Origin of the sequence: Arenibacter aquaticus (assembly GCF_003957295.1) — a bacterium.
Taxonomy (GTDB): domain Bacteria; phylum Bacteroidota; class Bacteroidia; order Flavobacteriales; family Flavobacteriaceae; genus Arenibacter; species Arenibacter aquaticus.
Genome location: NZ_RQPJ01000001.1, coordinates 671579 through 693563 on the forward strand (window position 1 = coordinate 671579; position 21985 = coordinate 693563).

12 protein-coding genes are annotated in these 21985 nt (G+C 42.3%); all 12 read right to left on the reverse strand.

What is annotated here, in order from left to right; genetic code table 11:
• Positions 1–10 precede the first annotated feature (10 nt).
• The 12 genes from EHW67_RS02565 to EHW67_RS02620 all read right to left on the reverse strand — a co-directional run bounded on the left by EHW67_RS02565 (position 11) and on the right by EHW67_RS02620 (position 21918).
• Positions 11–1600: a glycoside hydrolase family protein gene (locus EHW67_RS02565; protein ID WP_126160770.1), complete on the reverse strand. Its 1590-nt coding sequence runs from the start codon at positions 1598–1600 to the stop codon at positions 11–13.
• 31 nt (positions 1601–1631) lie between these two features.
• Positions 1632–3125 carry a sulfatase gene (locus EHW67_RS02570; protein ID WP_126160771.1) on the reverse strand — a complete coding sequence of 498 codons (1494 nt, stop codon included), beginning with the start codon at positions 3123–3125 and terminating at the stop codon, positions 1632–1634.
• Entirely contained in the window at positions 3112–4704 is a 1593-nt protein-coding gene (locus EHW67_RS02575) for an alpha-L-fucosidase (protein ID WP_202911900.1), read from the reverse strand. Before EHW67_RS02575 ends, EHW67_RS02570 begins: the two co-directional genes overlap by 14 nt.
• Before the next feature lie 56 nt (positions 4705–4760).
• Positions 4761–6422, reverse strand: a complete 1662-nt coding sequence (locus tag EHW67_RS02580) for a sulfatase family protein (protein WP_202911901.1) — start codon at positions 6420–6422, stop codon at positions 4761–4763.
• Positions 6423–6485: 63 nt separating this feature from the next.
• Entirely contained in the window at positions 6486–7961 is a 1476-nt protein-coding gene (locus tag EHW67_RS02585; RefSeq protein WP_158285058.1) for a sulfatase family protein, read from the reverse strand.
• A gap of 84 nt (positions 7962–8045) precedes the next feature.
• Positions 8046–9479, reverse strand: coding sequence for a sulfatase family protein (locus EHW67_RS02590; RefSeq protein WP_202911902.1), 1434 nt, complete (start codon positions 9477–9479; stop codon positions 8046–8048).
• 5 nt (positions 9480–9484) lie between these two features.
• The gene (locus tag EHW67_RS02595) at positions 9485–10936 is read right to left on the reverse strand and encodes a sulfatase family protein (RefSeq protein ID WP_126160773.1); all 1452 of its coding nucleotides are present in this window, start codon (positions 10934–10936) and stop codon (positions 9485–9487) included.
• Positions 10937–11127: 191 nt separating this feature from the next.
• Positions 11128–13044, reverse strand: coding sequence for a glycoside hydrolase family 97 protein (locus EHW67_RS02600; protein ID WP_126160774.1), 1917 nt, complete (start codon positions 13042–13044; stop codon positions 11128–11130).
• 28 nt (positions 13045–13072) lie between these two features.
• Positions 13073–14662 (reverse strand): sulfatase, encoded by a 1590-nt coding sequence (locus tag EHW67_RS02605; RefSeq protein ID WP_126160775.1) that lies wholly within the window; start codon positions 14660–14662, stop codon positions 13073–13075.
• Positions 14663–14688: 26 nt separating this feature from the next.
• The gene (locus EHW67_RS02610) at positions 14689–16269 is read right to left on the reverse strand and encodes a sulfatase family protein (protein ID WP_126160776.1); all 1581 of its coding nucleotides are present in this window, start codon (positions 16267–16269) and stop codon (positions 14689–14691) included.
• A gap of 434 nt (positions 16270–16703) precedes the next feature.
• Positions 16704–18485 carry a RagB/SusD family nutrient uptake outer membrane protein gene (locus tag EHW67_RS02615; RefSeq protein ID WP_126160777.1) on the reverse strand — a complete coding sequence of 594 codons (1782 nt, stop codon included), beginning with the start codon at positions 18483–18485 and terminating at the stop codon, positions 16704–16706.
• A gap of 10 nt (positions 18486–18495) precedes the next feature.
• On the reverse strand, positions 18496–21918 hold the full coding sequence (locus tag EHW67_RS02620; RefSeq protein WP_126160778.1) for a SusC/RagA family TonB-linked outer membrane protein: 3423 nt from the start codon (positions 21916–21918) through the stop codon (positions 18496–18498).
• Positions 21919–21985: the final 67 nt, after the last annotated feature.

Sequence of the window (21985 nt, forward strand, 5' to 3'; positions counted from 1 at the left end):
TACCGCAGACCTACTTTTCAAAAGCAACCACCACTCTGTCCAGGATTGGTTTTGATTCGTTTTCTGTGTTATCCGCTACTTTCACTTCAAATTGGAAGCCGTAGCCTTCCGGAAGCCCTGAAAGATTAAGCGTAGCAGGAATTTTTTCAATCTGTTTGGCAAAACCTTCCATATAATCATATTGTTCCTTTACCACCTGCCACTCGCTCCACCGGTCAACAGCCCCATCGTTAGTGGTATCCACTCCTACCCGTACCTCAACGGTTTCTACCCAAGGGCCATCACTAATGTAGTCTGTGTTCATTTGCGTGATCAAATGAAACTTGCCCTCGGCAAATATAATATCAGGGTCTGGGTGTCCTTGGCCAATATTTCCACAGAAAGTAAATGGTTTATTTATATCGTCCGAGGTAAACCAAGCAGCACTCATACTTCCTCTTCCGTGTCCGCCAGCCGGATCAAAATCGGCAAATAAATAGTACTGTCCCCCAATAGATATGGACGCCCAGTCACCATATGCATTTTGCTCAGGTTCATGAATTTCATATTTGGCAAAAGCACGTGTTTCCCCTGCTTTGACCTTATGTTGGGGAACATCTACCTCAGCCTTTTTCCCTGGGAATCTATCAGGATCTTCGGCATGCCAATGCGGATGTACATATTCTGCAAATTTCCCTGTAGGTTTGGTGCGCTCATCCACAGGTGGATCCAAGATCTTAAAATCCTTGATTCCGTCTTTGCTTACGGCATGAACCGCCAAAGGAGAATCCCAAGCATGCGCAGATGCATCAATAGGGGACCAATCTTCTACAATTAAATGAAAATTACCCTCTAGATCCCTAATTACTGCACAGTCCGAACCATGTGTAGGGTCGTTAAAAGCCATCCCCATATTCTTTCCTGGTTCACCATCGGTTAAATCCTCATCAATATAAAGATGTGGATCTTGATCGTTTGGAAAATCATAGTACAAATACAGCTTACCATCTACATATTCCGCCGTAGTTACCCATTTTGAAAACTTTTCGGATACAGGCCCATGATGCACCCAGTTAACCATATCCTTGCTTTGCCAGGCATGATATCCACCTTTAGTGGGTTTAAGCCCTCCTGGGGCATCATATTGGTTTTTAAATGGTGTTGTCAATAACGGTATATCAAACCCTTTCAGCGTTGCCTCCTCCGCCTTGAACACACCTTCTTTCTGACTTTTACTTTTGCCATATCTCCCAAACATCCAATAGTTGCCTTCGCCTAACTGCAAGGCTACCGGTGCATCACCAAGATTGGAAGGCCCCACATTGGGAACCGGTTTCCAATTTAACCAGTCGGGCGACTGCGTTAAGGCAATAGATTTCAGCGTTTGCTTTTTATCAAACTTTTTTAGGGCACTCCTAAAAGTTGCCAGGCTGTCTGTGGGTTGTAGTTTGCCATCAGCAATATTCATATTCGTTTGTTGGGCCATCTCCGCTTTCCAGTCCTCCTGGGAATCTATAACCCATTCCCCTGAGGTATTTAAGGCCGATCTCTTTTTATTGGTACAACCAATAATCAGGGATATTAGGATTACCGCTACTAAAAATTGTCTGTTTTTTACCATATTTTACCCATTAAATAATTTGTACACTATTCTAAAATTCCAAGGTTGATGCCGGTGGAAGCGGCACACTATTGTTTTTGCGCCAAGTCATAAGTTCATCCAGCAACTGTGAAACTATTTCAGGATTGTTTTCCGCCAAATTATGGGACTCTTTTAAATCCTTATCCAGGTTGTACAATTCCGCTTTACCATCGTTTAAAAACTGGATCAGCTTCCATTCGTCCTTTCTGATTATGGAACAGGGCGGATTTTTATAGGTACTGGCCACATGCCAAAAAAGTGCCCGCTCATTAAATGAAGTGTTATTCAATAAAGGCACTATACTTTCCCCATCAAGTTTGCCGTCATAATCCTTTATCTGGGCCAACTCCAAAAATGTAGGAAAATAATCCATTCCGCAAATGGGCGTTTCTGAAACCCTGGGTTCAATATGGTTTTTCCAATTTACAAAAGCAGGCACTCGCAACCCCCCTTCGTAAATGGTGCCTTTGGCTCCACGCAAGTTGTTGGTGCCGCTTTGCAAACCATTATATCCGTTATCGGAAGTGAATATCACAATGGTATTTTCCCTTAACCCCTCCTTATCCAAATAATCAAAAATGCGCTTTACATTTTCATCTATGGCGGCTATCATGGTAGCGTAGCCCGCAATTTCTTCACGGTTATTTTCTCCTTGACCTGTTTTGGGATCTGAAGCCTTACCCATATATTTCTGAAACAAATCTTGGTCTCTTGGAACCGTAGGCCGGTGCGGTGCATAATAATGAAGGTTCACAAAAAAGTGTTTCTTTTTGTTGCGTTTTATAAAATTGATAGCCTCATCGGTAAGCCGATCGGTCAACCATTCATCATCTTCTTTGTCACCAATGAACGGGTTTTTAAAAGGGGCCCTATAGCCACCGCTCTCAGATTTATAGCCTTGGGTATACCCACGGGCAGGATCGCCCCACCAAGTACCTCCTACGTTCTCATGAAACCCCTTTCCCAATGGATAGTATTTTTGAATATCAATGGTTAAGTGGTCTGCCAACCAATCCAAACTACCGTTGGCCGGTTGCTTTAAGGGTTTTTCAAATGGAAAATCGGCCTCTTCTTTTGGGTTGGGGCCAACCACATGCCATTTACCCAAGTGAATGGATTGGTAACCGGCTTTTTTTAATGGTTCGGCATACATCTTATGTTCCAGGCCAACTGTCCAACGCGAAAATATGTTGTGTTGATTATCCCCTCTTTCCAGTACGGGTACATTGTATATTCCCGTTCTAAAGGACTGTTTACCTGTTAACAATGCCGCTCGTGAAGGGGAACAGGTTGGGTACATATAGGCATTGTTAAAAACAAGGCTTTCCGCTGCCAGCTGATCCAAGTTGGGGGTTTCAAACCATTTGCTGCCCATAAAGCCCACATCTTGCCACCCCAGGTCATCTGCCATGATAAAAATGATATTTGGTCTTTTTTCCTGCTCACAGGAAGACAATATCAAAGAGCAAAGAAGAAAACCTATCGCCTTTTTAATTGTTCCCATCCAAATCTACCTTTTTAGTTCCCTTCAACGCCTTATTGGCATCTGTTTGTATAACATTGGGTGCGTGTTGTTCACTAGTGGTTGCGATTTCAAAAGACCAGGCATGTTCACTTTTTCCCAAGTCTGCAGGGGGAAAAATTTTCAAGCCTGCGGGCGTCATGCTCCATTTAACCACAGCCTCGGATCCTAGAAGTTTAACCGACTCCACTTCATTATCGGTCCATCCTTTTGTTCCCTCAATTACTATGGATTCCTCTGGTTTTTCCAAGGCAATCGCAAAAAGCTTTGTTCCCTTGGTAGTAAAGGCAAGATTTCCTGTTTCCTGCTGATTTACCTTCCAATAGCGGGTTCCATAAATTGCCTCCCCGTTTATTCCCAACCACTTGCCCATTTCTTGCAATCGCTCTATTTGCTCCTCTGGGATGGTCCCGTCTGCCTTGGGTCCGATATTCACCAAGAAATTACCATTTCTTGACACTACCTCTACCATCTCCCTAATCACATCTTCAACAGTCTTGTAGGTATCGTTCTCCAAATAACCGAAGGAAGTGCCAAAGGTGGTACAGCTTTGCCATTTTGGGCCAATTACTTCTAGCTTTAGGTTATCCTTTTCCAAACAGCCTACCCCATCGGGCCAGTTTCTATTGGCTCCTTTGTTATTCACATAAACTTCCTGTCCCCTTTGTGCTCCGTTATTCATAAAATCGGTGATCATAAGGCGACACTGGTCATAAAAATACTTTATAACAGGCTTAAATTCCTGGGGATCTTTACGAGTATCGTTCCCATCACGGGTAAAAATAGGAATATCGTCTACCCACAGCATATCGGGTTGATATTTCTCTTGAATTTCTTTCCACCTCGCCACATATTCATCCACGGCCTCCTTGCTAAAGCCAAATGGGCCATAAAGCGATTCCGCTTGTGGAACTCGCTTAATTTCCTCTAGGATATCGGGCCTTGCTTCGGCATCTACCACGTATTTTTTGGTGGTAAAAAAGCTCGTATGCCTTTCCCTGTGGTAGGAAGGTGCATATTTAAGCCCATGCTTATGAACTGCCTCTCCCAAATCGCCTACAATATCCCTTTTGGGCCCCATGTCCATTGCATTCCAAGGCGTAAGGTCCGAATCCCAATTTGCCCAACCGTCATGATGCTCTGCCGTAAGGACCACATACTTTGCGCCTACTTCAGCAAAGAGTTTTGCCCAATCGTCAGGATTCCAATTTTCAGCTTTGAACTCGGGAATAATATCCTTGTAACCAAACTCCGGAGGCACAGCGCCCCAGCGCTCTCTTAGATACTTATAATAATATGTTGAGTCTTCGTAAATCAACTTTGGCACATGTTCCGCATATCCTCTACCCCCTTTGCGGTGACCGATGACACTATAAGGGCCCCAATGAATAAAGATCCCTATTTTCCCGTCATTGAACCAGTCGGGTACCGGCATTTTTTGAAGGGATTCCCAGCTACCGTCATAGGGCTCTATTACAGCTGAATTTTTCTTTTTGGGCGAATTACAAGCCCCTAACAAAAAGGCTATGGCAATAATTAACATTGGTTTATTTAATCCCATTTTTTTTATTTCATTTTCCGAATTGTATAATACAACGCATAGACCAGACATTAAAATTAGTCTTTGGGCCTAAAGGTTGCTAAAACAGCTTCCATTTCTTTTACCACTTCCGGAAACTGGTTGTATACATTGGTGGTTTGATATTTGTCTTCTTCTAAATTATATAATTGTGCAATTTGGGCATCCTCTTTTAGTTGTCCTTTCTCCATATCACTATTGGTACCCCCTACATAAGCTACTCCAGGAGCACCTCCCCATGCATGATGCTGAGGTTTATAACCCCTAAAGCCTCCACTCCCCTGAGCTGGAATATACATCCATTTTCCTTTTCTCAGTGACAAGTGTTTCTGACTTCTTGGTGCCAACAATAATTCTTTTCTAATGGGTTCTTTAGGGTTGCCTACCAAGGCCGGTAACACATTTACACCATCCAAATCATCAATATCTTTTGAATTTTGTTTGGTTAGGGCCATAAAAGTAGCCAACATATCTACATTACAGATCAACTGATCGGATACACTACCGGCTTCAATTTTCCCTGGCCATTTGGCAATGAAAGGTACACGGTGGCCACCTTCCCACACACCAAACTTAAAGCCCAGAAGGTCTCCGTTTATTTTGTGACCCGCCTTTACGGCATTACGCCCCCCTAAATTCAACATAGCCCCATTGTCACTGGTAAAAATAACTAAAGTATTTTCGGCAACTCCTTGTTTTTCCAGTGTAGAAGTTACCTGTCCCACCATCCAATCCAGCTCCTGAATAAAATCGCCATAAAGATCGGCATCACTTTTTCCTTGAAAATTTTTTCCAGGAGTAAATGGGTGATGAATATGGGTGGTGGCCAGGTATAAAAAGAAAGGACTTTTCTTCTCTTTGGTTGTTTTCTCTGTAATCCAATCCACAGCCTTTCCTGCCAATACTGTTCCCACCGTATAATCATTGTACAGCTTATGGGCTTTTACAGCACCTTTAAACATATTGGCCGTGCGTTGGGAAGCTTCTGGTGGTATAGGAGTAATTGGTGTAACCTCTTTTTCCTTCCCTCTTCCTACATACACCAAAGGGTCGTTTGGATCCTCGCCCACTACACGGTCATTTTCTACATATACATATGGGGGTGCACTATTTACCACTGGAATACCGTAATAATAGTCAAATCCTAAATCGTTGGGTCCAGGGCGCAATGGCTTATCCCAAGTGTTTTCCCCTTCTCCAAACCCTAAATGCCATTTCCCTAAAGCAGCTGTTGCGTAACCACTCTTTTTAAACACATCGGCAAGTGTAAATTGCTCAGGGTTTATCAATAATTCCGACGTAACGGGTGAAGGCCCCCACAATCCCTTTCCGTTATTTGCCCGCACTGGATATTGCCCCGTAAGCAAGGCATAACGGGATGGGGTACATACTGCTGAGGCAGAATGTGCATCGGTAAATATTTTACCTTCGCTCGCCAGTTTGTCTATATGTGGGGTTTTTACTTTTGTTGCTCCATAACAACCAACATCACCATAGCCCAAATCATCTACCAAAATGTACACTACATTGGGCATATCTTGGGCCTGCATTTTTAAGGCCCCAATACAACATACAAGAATAAGGGCAACACTTAGTTTTAAAGTCATAGTTTGACTGTTTTTTAATCTGAGATTCATATTTCCACTTTTTATAAATTCACATTTGATATGTTCTGCCTTATCATTTTTAATCTCTTTCATAGTTGGTGGTTACATTAATTAAAACGCAACACCGTTGTGCTACTACTAAGGTGCCAATTATTACTATTCTTTTGTATCCGGAACCTCAGCTTCTCCGAATATCAATTCCTTCCCGTCCTCGGTAATCAATCCCTGATCCTTTCTGGCCAGTTGGGCCACCTTAATAGGATCAATCATAGTGTGAAGTTTTGCTTTAAACTCTTTTAGTTTTTCGGCATATGACGGATTAAGTGCAAGGTCATTTAGTTCTTTCGGGTCTTCCTCCATATCAAACAAGCTGGGTCTGTTGCGCTCGTAGTAGATATACTTGTATTTCTTGTTTGCAAGCATATACCAAGCTCCCGGAAATCCAACCCCATGCCATTCCGAGAATATGTCCCGATCCGGAGCTGCCTCTTTTCCCTCCAAAACAGGCAGCAGGCTTACCCCTGACAGCTGGGAATCGTTATGGGAAATCCCTACCATATCCATGATCGTTGGATACATATCTACTAAAGTGACGGGGGCATCTACCTTCAAACCAGGTTGTACACCTGGGCCAGTGATAATCAACGGAACAGCTACTGAGCCTTCCATAGGGGTATGTTTGTCACCCATCAATCCATGTTCCCCTAGATTATCACCGTGATCTGAGGTAAAGATGATAAACGTATTGTCATAAGTCCCATCTTTTTTAAGTTTGGCGATAAGTTCTCCTACCATATCATCAAGGCAGGTTATCATCCCGTAATAGGCTCTGAGTGCATTTTTAAACTTCTCCTCATCCGGAGGCACATCCAAACCGTCCCACTTTTGAAAATGCTGCAGGGCAGGATGTATATCCTTGTTAGGGAACTTTGCGTCATGGGGCATGGGGATCTCCACATCCGCATACATGTCATAATATTTTTGTGGTAGCGTCATAGGCCAGTGGGGCATGAGAAGTCCCACATGCAGCATCCAAGGCTTCTTGTCGTTTTCTCTATTTTCCAGAAACCTTAAGGCATGATTAATGGTTGGACGGTCAACGGCGTATTGTCCAAATTTATGGGAACCTCTCGTATAAGGGTCGGCCTTATAATCCTTAATATCAAATGTGTTCACCCTAAGATGTCCTTTGGCCAAGCGAGGTCGGTCAGGTAAAAACCGTGCGTCCGGGCCTATAGTCTTTCTTTCCGGTCTTTTGGCAGAATGCCACTCCTCTGTAAAACCCAGTTTGTCATATAATCCAGGTGAATCCATTTTGCCGTAATGGGCCGTATGATAACCACTTTCTGTAAGTTTGGTGGCCCAGGTAACTTCATCCGTTGGCCAGGCTTTTGCGTTATACCAACTTTCTATTTGGTTAACGTACTTACCAAACATGTATGCGGCCCGGCTAGGAGCACATACCGGGCTTGCAACATAGGTCCTTGTAAAATGGGCCCCTTTAGCTGCAAGGGCATCAAGGTTGGGTGTTTTTATCACCGGATTCCCTCGAAACCCCGAAATCGCCGGATGTTGCTCATCGGTACAAATAAACAGTACGTTTGGTTTATCTTGGGCAAACAAGCTTGACAAACCACAATATAAAAGTGAAACAACACTTATTAAAAGCGTTAATTTTCGACAAAATTTTATTTTATAAAACATCCCATTAATCGTTTATTGTTTACTCTTTTCCTTCACAGGAATAATATCATTTGGTGTAAAATAGGGCTCTGTTCCCAAGGGGCCTGCATTTATTCCTCTTGTCTCCAAATGACCTATATCCTCCTTTGCCCAATCCAATAGTTTTACCAGTTCGGTAACAACCTCTGGGTTATCGGCAGAAACATCGGTGGTCTCCCCTAAGTCGTTTTCCAAATCATACAACATGTATTTTGAAAATAAAACGCGGTCTTCGGGCGCAGAGTGAATGGGCCATTTCTTATAGACGATAGAGGTAGAATGGGGCTGATGGGGCAAATGTAATTTCCATTTTCCTTTTCTAACAGCTCGTAATACATGGTGCTGATAATAGAAAAAAGGTCGGTCTAAGTCAGTTCTTTCTCCATGGATAATATCTGAAATATCCAATCCATCTATTACCCTATCCTTGGGGATTGCTGCTCCTGCAATTTGGGCCAAGGTTGGTAGCATATCTAGGGTAGCCGTTACCAAATCTGACGTTTTACCAGCCGGCACTTTTCCAGGCGCCCTAATTATAAAGGGTACCCTAAGTCCGCCTTCCCAGGCAGAGGTTTTGGCTCCCCTAAGGGGCTGGGCATGGCCACCATGGTCTTTCTTGATCCACCACGGTCCATTGTCACTGGTAAAAATTACATAGGTGTTGTTATCCAGCCCTGTTTCCTTAAGCTTGGCCAAGATCCTTCCAACATTAAAATCTATTTCTTCAATGACATCGCCATAAAAGCCACCTTCCGACTTCCCTTTAAAGGCATCTGAAACCGCCAATTTAGTGTGCGGCATGGTATGTGCCAGATATAAGAAAAATGGCTGTTCACTACTCTTTTCAATAAAATTGATAGCCTCATCCGTATACCTTTTTGTAAGGGTGGACATATCAGTATTCTTTTCAATCAACTGATTGTTTCTCAATAAATGTACTCTGGAATCGTTGCTTGTTGGTGTAAAAAAAGACATATCAAATCCCTGGTGCATTGGAAGTAGATTGGGGTTGAATTGCTCTGGATTGTGCCCAGCCAGGTCCCATTTCCCGATCATTCCAGTTTTATAACCAACAGGTTTTAGGACCTCGGCAATGGTAATTTCACTCAGGGATAGTTTGGGGTGTGGCACGTCTCCATTGTCGTTTCGTGCATTGCGCATAGGGTAACAGCCTGTCATTAATGCCGCTCGGGATGGCCCACAGACAGTTTGGGCATAAAAGTTGGTAAACTTCATCCCTTCAGACGCCATTTTGTCCAAATGTGGGGTCTTGATGTTTGGCGACCCAAAACAGCCCACATCGCTGTATCCTTGATCATCGGTGAAGATGATTATGAAGTTTGGCTTATTGGCAGGATCTTGCTTTTTAAAATTGCACGAACCCATTAATAAAACAAGGCAGCCTAAAAATATAAGTTGTTTACTCATTATATTCAATGTTCATTTGTTTGTGAACTTGTTAAGGTTAATGCCTTTGGATGTTCAACATGCCCTGAAGGACGCGCATTTTTGGTTACTTCCGTATCAAATTCTTGCATTGCATTTTTTAGTTGTGCAACAATATCAGGATATTGATCTTTTAAATTGTTCTTCTCTGCAATATCATCCTTAAGGTTATAGAGTGCCTCTTCCCCATTTATGATCCTGAGCTTCCAATCTTTCCACCTAACCGCTTCCAAAACTCCCCAATGGGAATAAAAAAAGTATTCATGCGGACTTTCTGCACCACCCAGAAGCACGGACATGACATCCTTCCCATCAATAATACGGTCTTCGGGCATTTTTGCTCCAATCAAGTTAGCAAAAGTGGGAAGCACATCCATAGTGGTAAGAAGTTCATCAATTTCAACCCCTGCTTTAATCTTACCGGGCCAGCGAATCACGGTAGGCATACGCATGCCTCCTTCCAAGGTTTGCCCCTTATGCCCCCTCAATGGTTTTGTAGATCCCCTTCTATTAGCTGATCCGTTATCACTTGTAAATAATACAATCGTATTTTCATCGATACCCTGTTCTTTTAGGGCCGAAAGAATTTCTCCTACCGACCAGTCGATCTCATAAATAGCCGTTGAATAAAGATCTGGTGAAGCCTTTTGACCATTGACCAATTCTTGTGCATATGCTTCTTTAATTTCTGATGATGCTGCCAAGGGCCCATGAGGAATGGGATGTGGCACATAAAGAAAGAAGTTCTCATCCTTATGATTTTTTATAAACTTCACCGCCCGTTCCGTAATGCTTCTGGTTAAATAATTGGGATCGGGATCCAGGGCTATGACTTCTTCCCCTTCTAAAAGAGGTAGGGATGGAAATTTAAAAAATTCCTGTCTAGGGTGACTAGGAGTAATATCGTGACTGTATGGCAAGCCAAAAAACTCTTCAAACCCTTGTCTGGTTGGTAAAAACTCCGGCTGATCCCCCAAATGCCACTTCCCAAACATCCCAGTTCTGTAACCCACAGATTGGGCGATTTCTGCGAGGGTAATTTCATCTGGGTTCAAACCATTTCCATCGGCAGCCAAACAAACCGGGAACCGTTTTCCCGCAGGTACATTTGGCAGCTCCACCGCCAAACTGGAGGGCGGTTCCATGTTTAGCCTTCTTGGGTAACAACCCGTCATAAGGGCTGCTCGTGACGGCGTACACAAAGGGGCCGCCACGTAGAAACTGCTGAGCTTAGCGCCTTCCGCGGCCATTTTATCAATATTGGGGGTGTAGACATGTTCACCACCAAAACAACTAAGGTCTCCATAGCCTTGATCGTCCGTAAAGATGATAATGAAATTTGGCTTTACTTCCTTGGACGGGTTTTGGGCATTGGATCCGCAACCCAAAAGGAAGCTCAAGGGTAGAGAGATGATGATTGGTAGAACGAAAATTTTCATTCTTTTTTTTGAAAAAAATATGTACTTGTTACCCATGGTTTGTTGGTCTAAAATAATACTATTAATTCCCTTATAACACTCATAAATTAGCTATTGCTACGCATAAATTGTACATATCTCGGGCTCATAAAATTCAACAACTGGAATTCTTTCCCAAAGTGAGAAATCTACATCACAGAAAGAATTAGGTGTTATTTAGTTGGCCGTATCCACATACAATGTCCGCCTCCTGGCGCCATTACGGCCTTAATAACATCCCCTTTCCTTACTTTGCCCTTCCTTACCTGGTAAGCTTCTGGATTGGTCTTGCAATGGGTTTCCTTGGTGTCTTCGTAAAAGGTGATATCGTATTCCTGATCCGTCTCCAAAAAGTCCAGATCAATGTCCAGAGTTCCCCCTTCTTGGTTGTACACACTTCCTATAAACCATTCTTTACCGTGGCGCCTGGCCGTAGTAATATATTCGCCTATTTTGGAATGTAGCACCTGGCTCTCGTCCCATTTCCCAACAGGCAATTTTTGAATAAATTCGAACAGATCGGTCTTGGCCGCATATGCTTCCGGGGCATCCGGGATACAGACCAAACCACTGAAAATAACCAATGTTCGGGCGGCTTCAGAAGCTACTGTCGAAAAATAAGTATTTGTTTCCCGTGGGCCTTTTTGCCTTAGGCCATTGTTGATTCCGATCAAATCAAAGTTGCCGTTGTTCATATCCAAAGGACCGGTAATGGCATTTATCAGTGCCATTTTGATGAATGATTCTGGGGTAAAGGCCCGACGTGAATCTTGTTGGGCATGACAATATTCGCGGGTAATGGCATTGGGGTAGGTACGTCTTATTCCCGTAAAAGGTACCGGACTGTCATGGAAGTCGATCAGTAAGTTACTGGCTGCACTTTGCTTTATGGCCTCCCTGGTAAAATCCACATTGTTACCCATAAAACCATATTTAATGCCCTTCATCCCCAAAGACTGGTAATAGGGAAAAAGTTCCTCATCGCCGTATTCTCCGTGCCTCCTATCATAATACAACATTAGATCTACCTCCCTTTCTTCGGCATAATCAATTACTTTTTGTAGGTCCAGTTTATCCGAAAGCTCAAAATGTCCCTTGGTAACTTCCTTATACCAAGAATCATCAATAAGGAAATAATCGATTCCTCTTTCTGCGGCAAAGTCGATAAAACGGAAATAGCTTTCGGTATTGATGCCATACTCAAAACCATCGGGAGCAGTGTACCCATGAACACGCCAGTCCCACAAGGTCTTTCCAGGCTTTATCCAATCTGTAGTATCAAGTTTGGATGGAGTTGCCAAATTGATAGGTACTGTGTTCACCACAAGATCCCCAGCGGATTTCCCGAAAAGAATAACCCGCCAGGGACTGGTCCATTCCTTTTCATTCAATTCTACTTTGTTTACGGACAATATTTTTCCTTCCGCACCTGCTATATCCAGCTGCATAGGGTCTATACTCTTGGCCACATAAAGGTCCGACTCCAATAGTGCCATATAGGATTGGTTTGGCGATTCAACCACCAACGGGACGCTTATTTTCCTTTTTTTATCGCTTTTCTTTAGTAAATAATCCGTTAATCCTTTAAAATCCACGGGACCCAAGGGCTCACTTTCACCTGCGGGCGTAAAAAAATTACTTCCTTGGGGAATGCTATATGTGCATTTAAAAATGGCTTCCTTTGGCTTATCGCCTTCATGGAGGACAAATCTAAATGCGACTCCTTCATTATAGGCCCTGGCCAGCAATTTACCGGATACTCCATCGATATTTAGATCCAATTGAAGTTCTTTATAATGGTCCCGGATGCTGCTTTGCTGCCCCCAAACCGGACTCCAACTATCATCGTTTTCACTTTCGGAAGCCTCCAAAATGGTTACTGAGGCGTTTGGAAATATTTCCAGTTCCGAAGTCCCTATACTTTGCAAGTCTCCCGAATGTACCCAATAATTCAACTTATCATCAACAAGTTCTATAGCAAGCGAACGATTACCGTCTGGCGAAGTTAGGTGGAAACTATTCAGCGGTTTTTGGCAGGACACCAAAACTGTCAACAGGGCAATAAAAAAGAACATTCTCCGCATTATCATATAAATTTTAAATTTTGCTTATATATTTTTAATCTTTGGTCGCCATACTGCCCCACCAGTTGTTATTGGGATCAAAATCATTGGATAGCATCTCCATCCGTTGTTTTTCCAAAGCAGGCATTTTTTCATATTCCATTTTGTGCAAAAACTCCTTGGCCTTCTCTTCTGAATATTCTGGGTCGGGATTTGCGTATTTGGCCCCCACCTCTTTTAGATAGTCGAACAACTCCTTGTTCAGCTCTTCTACCTTATCAGGATAGGCTGTCGCAACATCCGTTGTCTCACTAAGGTCTTTAGACAGGTTATAGAGTTCTTTTCTTCCGTCCTCATAGTAATGAATAAGCTTCCAGTTGCCTCGGCGAATAATTGAAGAAGGCTCTCCCCCTTGGTTGCCGTAATGCGGAAAATGCCAGATAAGGGCGCGCTCTGCCGGCGTTTCCCCTTTAAATAAAGGAAGAAGGCTAATGCCGTCATTGTGTTCCCCAGGCAGTTTTTCGGCACCTGCCAACTCTAAAAATGTGGGATAAAAATCCGTTCCAGATACAGGATAATCAATCTTCTCACCTCCTTTGGAGAGACCGGGAACTTTAATAAAATAGGGTTCCCTGATACCGCCCTCAAACTGGTACCCTTTGCCCGCTCGCAGGGGTTTATTACTGGTAGAGAAATTATCCCCGGCAGCTACCCCTCCATTATCGGAGGTAAACACTACAATGGTATTTTCCTCCAATCCCAAATCATCAAGGGCCGAAAGTACCTGCCCAACGGCATCATCCATTTGTTCTACCAAACCGGCATATATGGGGTTGTCCTGTACTTGGCGAATGGGCAAAAATTTCCCCATGCTATAGGCACTTTCCGCTATTCCCTGTTCTACAGCCTTATCCCGATATTTCTTCCATTTTTCCTGTGTGGTCTGGATTGGCGAATGCACCGCATAAAAGGACAGGTAAGCAAAAAAAGGTTTTCCGGTTTTCTGCGGATTATTTTCCTGTATAAAATTTACGGTTTCCTTGGCAAGGCGGTGCGAAAGGTTCTCCCCTTCTTTCAGGTTTTCCAAATTGGGGTTTTGGTAGGGTGAAAAATAACCTCCCCTTGGCCCTCCTGAAGTCCAGCCGCCAACGTTGATATCAAATCCGTGATCTTCGGGCCAAGAACCCTTATCCCCTAAGTGCCATTTCCCTGCAAAAAAAGTTTTATACCCATGCTGTTTCAATGCTTCGGGCATGGTAATGTAATCCTTGGGCAGGTTGTGGGTATAATCGGCAGGAAGCAGTTTTGTAAAGCGATTCCTTTTTCGCCATGCCTCACCGGAAGGAGACCCTATATGTACGGTAATATTATGCCTGGCAGTAAATTTACCGGACATTATACTGGCCCTTGAAGGGCTACACACCCTACTTGCAGCATAGCCGTTGGTAAAAATAGTTCCTTGATCTGCTATACGGTCTATGTTTGGTGTTTCATAATAGGTGCTGCCCATACAACTAAGATCGGTATAGCCCAAATCATCGGCAAGGATGAAAACAATATTGGGCCGACTCTCACTTTCCTGCTTTTGACAGGAAACAGAGAATACCAAAAGAAAGGATAGAATGGATATATAAAACTTAAGCATGGACTTGTATGATTGTTAGTAAAAATTTAGTTGACAATGCCATCAATTTGTGTCCACCCCTCCATGCCATCATTTTTCTGCTTGGTTCCAGGAGTACTTCTGCCATCTAGAATTATCTTTTTTAGGGCCGACTTAAGTTCGGCTGCTTTCTCTGGGTGTTGGGCTATCAAATTTTTTGTCTCCCCAATATCAGTTGCCAAATTATATAGCTGCATAGAGGGCAAATCAAGATTTTCCTTTTTTATATCCTGTGGCCTTGGGTAGCTCCACCCGCCGGAACCGGGACAAATACTTAATTTCCAAGAGCCCTGCCTGATGGCAAAAGATCCATTTATGGAATGATGAACGGTATATTCACGAATCTCCTCATCTTTTTCTCCTTTTATAAGGGACAGCATGCTATAGCTGTCCTCTGCCTCGGCATCCTTAATTTTGTACCCTGTTAATTCCGCGCAAGTGGCAAAAAAGTCGGTAGTACAGATAATTTTGTCCGTACTGGCATTTTTTGGAGCTTTATTAGGCCATTCTACAATAAAGGGAACATGGTGCCCGCCTTCGAAAATATCGGCCTTGGTTCCCCTAAAAGTATAGCTGGGATCATGATCTACTTTGGCTAACTCCTCAAAATCGGCTTTGGGCGAACAGCCGTTGTCACTGGTAAACACCAAAAGGGTATTTTCCGATATGCCCTGTTTTTTAAGGGCTGCCCTTATTTGGCCTACCACATCATCTACCTGCATTACAAAATCGCCGTACATATTGGTATTGCTTTTACCCAAAAATTCAGTGGTGGGCAAAATAGGTGTGTGGGGAGCGGGCAATGGAAAATATAAGAAGAAGGGCGCTTTTCCCTTCGCCTTTTCATCTATATACTCAACGGCCTTATCCGTCAAATCCTGCAGCACGTTGGCGTGTACAAAATCGTCCGAAGTTGGTCCTTTTCGCCATATCCCTTTTTCATCGACCGAAACGGTAGACTTGGTGGGCACCATGGTAGGCATATCGTTCTCCACGTATACATAGGGTGCCATATCCAATGAACCACAAAAACCAAAGGAGTAGTCGAACCCATGGGTAGCTGGCCCATTTTCGACCGGAGCAGCAAAATTCACCTTTGGATTCCCATTTAGTTTATTATGCTGTAAGTTAGGATTCTTATCCTGCATATCCCAATCCCAGCCAAGGTGCCATTTGCCCACGTAAGCCGTAGTATAACCCTGTGTTTTTAGCATTTCGGCAACTGTGGTACGTTCCTGTTTTATCAAGGATTTTGAATAGCCGCTTAATACAAAACTCTTTAAGGAGGTTCTCCAATTATATCGCCCCGTCAATATACCATAGCGGGTAGGGGTACATACTGCCGATGAGGTATGGGCATCTGTAAACTTAACACCATTGGCTGCCATAGCGTCCAAGTTAGGGGTGGCAATTTTCCCTTCAGGGTTAAAGGCCTTGACATCGCCATACCCCAGGTCATCTGCAAGGATGTAGATAATGTTAGGGGATGGTGTTGCCGTTTTCACCGATGTTTTCTTATTCCTCTGGGCATGGCAGGAGAATAGGGACAAGGCAAACAGTATTGTTATAAAATTGAGTACTCTTAACATTGGTCAAAATTTTAATGTTGAATAGTTCATATTGACGATATATTTCTTCTAAAAATCATTTTTTAAAATTAGCATATGAATAGGGAAGTTGCCACCATAAAAACGACCTCTTGCGGTACGTTTTTTGCTTAAACTATAAGTTTCAATCCTCTTTTTGATAAATTTTTCATGGCATTAAAAAAATCACGCTATATGGAAATATAGCCAATGACATCTAGGTAACACCAAAGCTTGAGTAGCCGATGAGCAACTTAACGGCTTATAGGTACAAAAAGGGCAGATTTTGTAAATCTGCCCTTTTAAAAATTAAACTATCCACTTATAATAAAATTATCGCAACCTAGATTTTAGCATGTTATGGCACCCCTACCTACAAAAAATTTGACTAGGTCCTTTTGGATGCATGATTATGAATCTAAATCATAAGGGCCATACTAAAGTTCAAATCCGGGGTTTTGGATTAAAGCATCATTATTTTCAATATCCTCCACAGGAATAGGTAAATAATAATCTTGTGGCTTAAATAGACGCACAACGGCTTCTGTACTAGTTTTTCTTGTAATTGAGTACGTATCAGCTGCAACATCCCAAGTAAATTGAACCCCAGTATATTGCTGATTTAAGAAATCGCCGGCTATTCTCCAACGTTTTAAATCCCAATAGCGATGTCTCTCAAATGCTAATTCCAGTTTACGTTCATTCACTATATCGTCAAAGCTTATTGTACTTAACAATGGCATTCCAGCTCTTTCCCTAATTGCATTTACAGCATCCAAAGCATTATCTGTTTGTCCTAAAGCAAATGCGGCCTCGGCATAGTTTAAATAAATCTCTGCCAATCTCATTATCATAAGCGGGTTATTACTTTGAAGAGAAGCTACGATAGGTGTTGCTGTGTTTGCTAATTTATAGGCTGCTATTGCGGATTGAATTCGGTTTTGACGTGGGGATGATGTAGGTACGCCAGCATCAGCGGCGGCGACAGCATCCGTTACTGCCTCATGAAAATATGCAGGTGCCCCAGCATAAACCATTCCGGGATAACCTACAGAGGCCTTAAATCTTGGATCTCTGGCATCAAACAATTCCTTTAGATCATAAAATGTATCAGGCCCTAAATTATCTTCTAAAGTTCCCGATCCATCGGGTAGTAATTCTCCATCAGTTCCATCTTTATAATCAAACCAAGTAATAGTTTCAAAATATACATTTTCAGCTGCTCCCCAGTTAGCATGATCGGGGAGTGCTCTAGGCAAAGTATGCGTATCAAAACTATTGGTAATTCCTCCTTGACCGCTAAATTGCTGGAACATTATGCTCTCAGTATCATTAGCACTTCCTATATCGTCAAAAATTTCACGATATTCAGATGTTGTAGCGCCCGGTCTTAACTGGTAAGAGCCGGTACCAAAAGGTGCCGGCATTAGAAGCTTTGAAGCTTCCAATGATTGCGTATAATAGTTGTCTGCGTTAGAGGCACTAATACCTACCAAGCCATCCTTTTTCATAGGAAGCAAGGCATCAAACTCTGCGATACTACCCGCATATAAAGCAGCACGGCTCTTAAAGGCAATGGCCGCATCCACATTTGGTTCCCAACCACCCACGGGCTTATCCTGTAATAGTTCTATTGCCTTATTGAAATCACTTATAACTTGATCGTATGTTTCTTTTTCAGTACTTCTTGGAACTTTAAGTAAGTCTGGATCCAAACTTACATCTTGCACTTCTAAAATAATTGGTACACCACCATAACGTTTTACCATTTGGAAATACATAATCGCCCTGGAAAAGTAAGCTTGTCCCAAACGCTGTTCACGATATTCCGTGGTTAATCCGCTATTTTCATCAGATAATCGCGCTATGGCCTCGTTGACAACACGCATTAGCTGCCATCTCCAATAAGCCATGACATGATTTGTATTGCTACCATTTACACTACCGCCTACATCTGAATAGCCGTTTGCAGTGCCCCTAAATCGTCCTTCAGCCCCAAGACTGGTTTCCGCATAAAGCTCATTGTTTACCCTACCATAATTTGGTTGGTACACCACGTCTATTCTATTGAATACATCTGCCATATAGGCATCCACTAAATTGGCATCATCCCACACTACATTTGCTGAGATCACATCCAATCTTGTTGCATCTAAAGGGTCTTGACAAGCCAAATTGGCCAACAAGGAAACTATAACTAAAATCTTTATTTTTCTCATTTTTTATTTTTTAGAAACTTACGTTTAAACCAAGAGTATATTGACGTTGTGCGGGGTAATTATTAACACCCCCGGTTTCAGGATCCCAAGGAAATACACCTAATTTATCAAAGGTTAAAATATTGGTTCCACTTACCGATAACCTGACATTACTAATACCGGATTTCTCTAATATTTCTTTTGGCAAAGAATAACCAACAACAATGTTCTTTAAGCGTAAGTAACCAGAATCCATAAAGTATTTATCCAGTGTCAAACTATTGGTAGGACCTGTTAAGTCTCTAGGAAATTCCGCCCCTACACCATTATTTTCGGCTGTCCATAAATTATCTACAATGTATTGGTATGGTGTGGCAGTACCACTATTCTGCACAAAAATACCCCTTTGTTGACCACTAAAGTTCTGGTTAAAATTGGAAGCCCCCTGCCAAAACATGGTAAAATCCCAATTCTTATAGTTAAGCTCGGTATTAAAACCATATAAAATCTCAGGTACTGTATTACGGCCTATTAGTATACGGTCATCCTGATCAATTTTGCCATCATTATTGGTATCCTTTATTTTAATATCACCCGCTCTTAGATTAGGACTTTGACCATTAAAATAATCTATGGTTAAATTATCAATTTCCTCCTGGGTAAAGAAGCCGTCAAAAGCATAACCAAAAGTTCTATTTAGCCAATTGCCACTTAGTTTATTTATGCGCTCTCTGTCCTCAGTAATAAATTCTTCTGGGTCACTAAAGTTTTTTACCCATTTTTCCCTTGACCATGAGGCATTTGCAGAAAATTTATAATTAAAATCTTCCACACCTCCTCTAAAATTTAATGCTGCCTCAAAGCCTCTATTGTCTCTTTCCTCAATGTTTTCATATGGCAATACTGCTCCGGATGTATTAACGATTACAACTCCAGGATCCAAAGCCAACAATTGACTTCTTTTTCTGTAAAACGCATCAACTTCCAATCCCAACCTATTATTCATAAATCGCATTTCCAAACCTGCGTTGTATAAATCACTTAGCTGCCAAGTAATACGGGGGTTAGGAATACCTAGGGTACGTATTACAGATTGGTAATCTCCATTAAAAACATATCCGTTTTCGCCTCTTAACTGTTCAAAACCATCAATATAGTCATAGGTATTGGACCCATCATTTCCTAAGCGAGAATAAGACCCTCTTAATTTTAACAAGTTAATTGACTTTGAGTTTTTTAAGAAATCCTCCTTAGACAATACCCACCCAGCAGATACTCCTGGAAAGAATCCAGTCCTGGAATTTTCTGGAAAGAATGATGATTTATCTTGCCTAAAAGATAACTCCAATAGGTATTTGCTTGCATAGTCATAATTTAAACGCCCAACAATACCTGTTCTCCCCAACTCTGATCCTCCTCCGGACACCGTGGCGAAATCTGGATTGTTAGCAAATAAAAAGGGAGTTGCACTAGACAATAAATCATTTCCGTTGGCACTGTAATCCCTCGTTTGCTCACTAATACTTTCAAAAAGAAGAAGTGCACTTAAGTTATGTTCCCCAAAACTTCTATTATAATTTGCGCTTATGTTGGTAGTTAAGCGTTCAAATCTATAGGTTTGCTCACTCAAAGTAGTTTGCTCTCTACCAACTTGGCTTTTATAACCGGTATCTGTTAAGTACCACAACTCATATGGCTTTGATAAAATACTACGAAATCTATAAACTTGTAAATAACCAGCTCTTCCTGTAAAACTCAACCCTTCTATTGCAGGAACTTTATACGTTAATTCTGCCGAAGCATTAATATTATCTGTTCTGGTATCATCATAACCCGCTATATCCCGTCTAGTAGCTGAGAGCGGACTACGCGGATTATCTATATTGGCTCCAGGCACTTTATCCGGATCTGGCAAAGAACTAGGAAAAGCTGGGTTGGACCATCCAATGGAAAATAAATCACTGGACTCAAAAGATCTATCCGAACTTCTCAATTCTCGCCTCCATCCCAATTGAGCAGCAGCTGAAAGATTGTCTGAAATCTCAAAATCCAAGTTCATAGAGCCATTATAACGTTCATAGCCGAAATCCCCTGAAGCCCATATTGTCTTTTGATCTAAAAAGCCTATTGAGGTAAAGTATTTTATTTTTTCACTACCTCCCCTCACATTTAAATTGTGCTGGGCCTGTGGTGCAAAACGATTGGTAATTACATCAAACCAATCTGTACCAGGATCCCCAGCTTCCAGCAATGCCAATCTTTCACTGGTAATATTATCAACAACTCCATCATTACTACCATCCCTATGCTGCATAACAGCTTTCAAGTAACCTTGGTAATCTGCAAACTCAGGGTAACTAGTAAAATCAGCAAGTGAATATGTGGTATTATAAGTAACCACAGGCTTTCCCAATTTACCTCTTTTAGTAGTAACCAAAATAACACCTGCACCGGCCCTAACTCCGTAAACCGCTGCTGCCGCATCTTTTAAAACAGATATCGATTCTATTTCGTTTGGATCTAGTTGTGAGAAGTCGCGTTGAAAGCCATCAACAATAACTAAGGGGCTTTCTCCCTGATTACCCCCAGAACCATTGGCTCCAAAACCTCTAATATTTATTGTAGAACCATCGGCTCCGGGACGCCCTTGCCCTAGGCTCAGGTTTAACCCGGGTAATCTTCCTTGAAGGTTTTGTTGTAGATTAGGAGAGGGCGTTACCGTAACGTCCTCGGACTGAACGGTGGCCACAGACCCGGTAACAGTCTCTTTCTTCTGAGTACCATAACCCACAACTACAACTTCTTCCAATCCGGCTGCAGATTCCTCCAGGACAATAGTTATTGAAGCTTGTCCGTTAAGCGGCACTTCTTTTGAAGCAAATCCGATATACGAAACAACCAATATGGCATTTTCGCTTTCCAATTGAATTGAAAAATTCCCGTCAAAATCGGCCGTCACCCCATTGGATGTTCCTTTTTCCACAATATTGGCACCCGGCAAGGGCTGTCCTTCCTGATCAGTAACTGTACCTGTAACTAGGTATTGTTGCTGTTGCAGCGAAATTTCTGCGGTAGGCTCGGCATTGCTATACCGTTCACGGATCACAATACGATTCTTTCTGGACAGCTCAAACTCAACAGCGCTCTTGGATAAGCTCTGTCTTAAAAGCTCATCTACCCCAATCTCTCCTTTTTTCAATTGTACTTCAGGAGCGTTCGCAAACAGATTGTCTGGATATAAAAAACGATACTTGGTCTGGTTTTGAATAATATCAAAAACCTCATCTACAAAGACTACCTTATCGGCCTCTATGGTTACTTTCTCCTGGGAGAATGATGTTTCTGTAGTTATCCCAAAAACGGTTGTACACAATAGAAAAATAAAGGTTTTCATCATCATAATTAGCACCCGCATCCGGACAAACGACCGGGACTTGATTAATTTAATTTTCATAAATTTACATGGTATTGGTTAGACATTGGTTTAAATAATACAGTCTAAAGGGACGAAGTTGATGCAC

What these genes read in the sequence shown, in the direction of transcription:
- EHW67_RS02615 (WP_126160777.1), bottom strand. Translation starts at nt 18,485, where the DNA reads ATGAGAAAAATAAAGATTTTAGTTATAGTTTCCTTGTTGGCCAATTTG.
- EHW67_RS02565 (WP_126160770.1), bottom strand. Translation starts at nt 1,600, where the DNA reads ATGGTAAAAAACAGACAATTTTTAGTAGCGGTAATCCTAATATCCCTG.
- EHW67_RS02575 (WP_202911900.1), bottom strand. Translation starts at nt 4,704, where the DNA reads ATGGGATTAAATAAACCAATGTTAATTATTGCCATAGCCTTTTTGTTA.
- EHW67_RS02620 (WP_126160778.1), bottom strand. Translation starts at nt 21,918, where the DNA reads ATGAAAATTAAATTAATCAAGTCCCGGTCGTTTGTCCGGATGCGGGTG.
- EHW67_RS02580 (WP_202911901.1), bottom strand. Translation starts at nt 6,422, where the DNA reads ATGAAAGAGATTAAAAATGATAAGGCAGAACATATCAAATGTGAATTT.
- EHW67_RS02610 (WP_126160776.1), bottom strand. Translation starts at nt 16,269, where the DNA reads ATGTTAAGAGTACTCAATTTTATAACAATACTGTTTGCCTTGTCCCTA.
- EHW67_RS02590 (WP_202911902.1), bottom strand. Translation starts at nt 9,479, where the DNA reads ATGAGTAAACAACTTATATTTTTAGGCTGCCTTGTTTTATTAATGGGT.
- EHW67_RS02600 (WP_126160774.1), bottom strand. Translation starts at nt 13,044, where the DNA reads ATGATAATGCGGAGAATGTTCTTTTTTATTGCCCTGTTGACAGTTTTG.
- EHW67_RS02595 (WP_126160773.1), bottom strand. Translation starts at nt 10,936, where the DNA reads ATGAAAATTTTCGTTCTACCAATCATCATCTCTCTACCCTTGAGCTTC.
- EHW67_RS02570 (WP_126160771.1), bottom strand. Translation starts at nt 3,125, where the DNA reads ATGGGAACAATTAAAAAGGCGATAGGTTTTCTTCTTTGCTCTTTGATA.
- EHW67_RS02605 (WP_126160775.1), bottom strand. Translation starts at nt 14,662, where the DNA reads ATGCTTAAGTTTTATATATCCATTCTATCCTTTCTTTTGGTATTCTCT.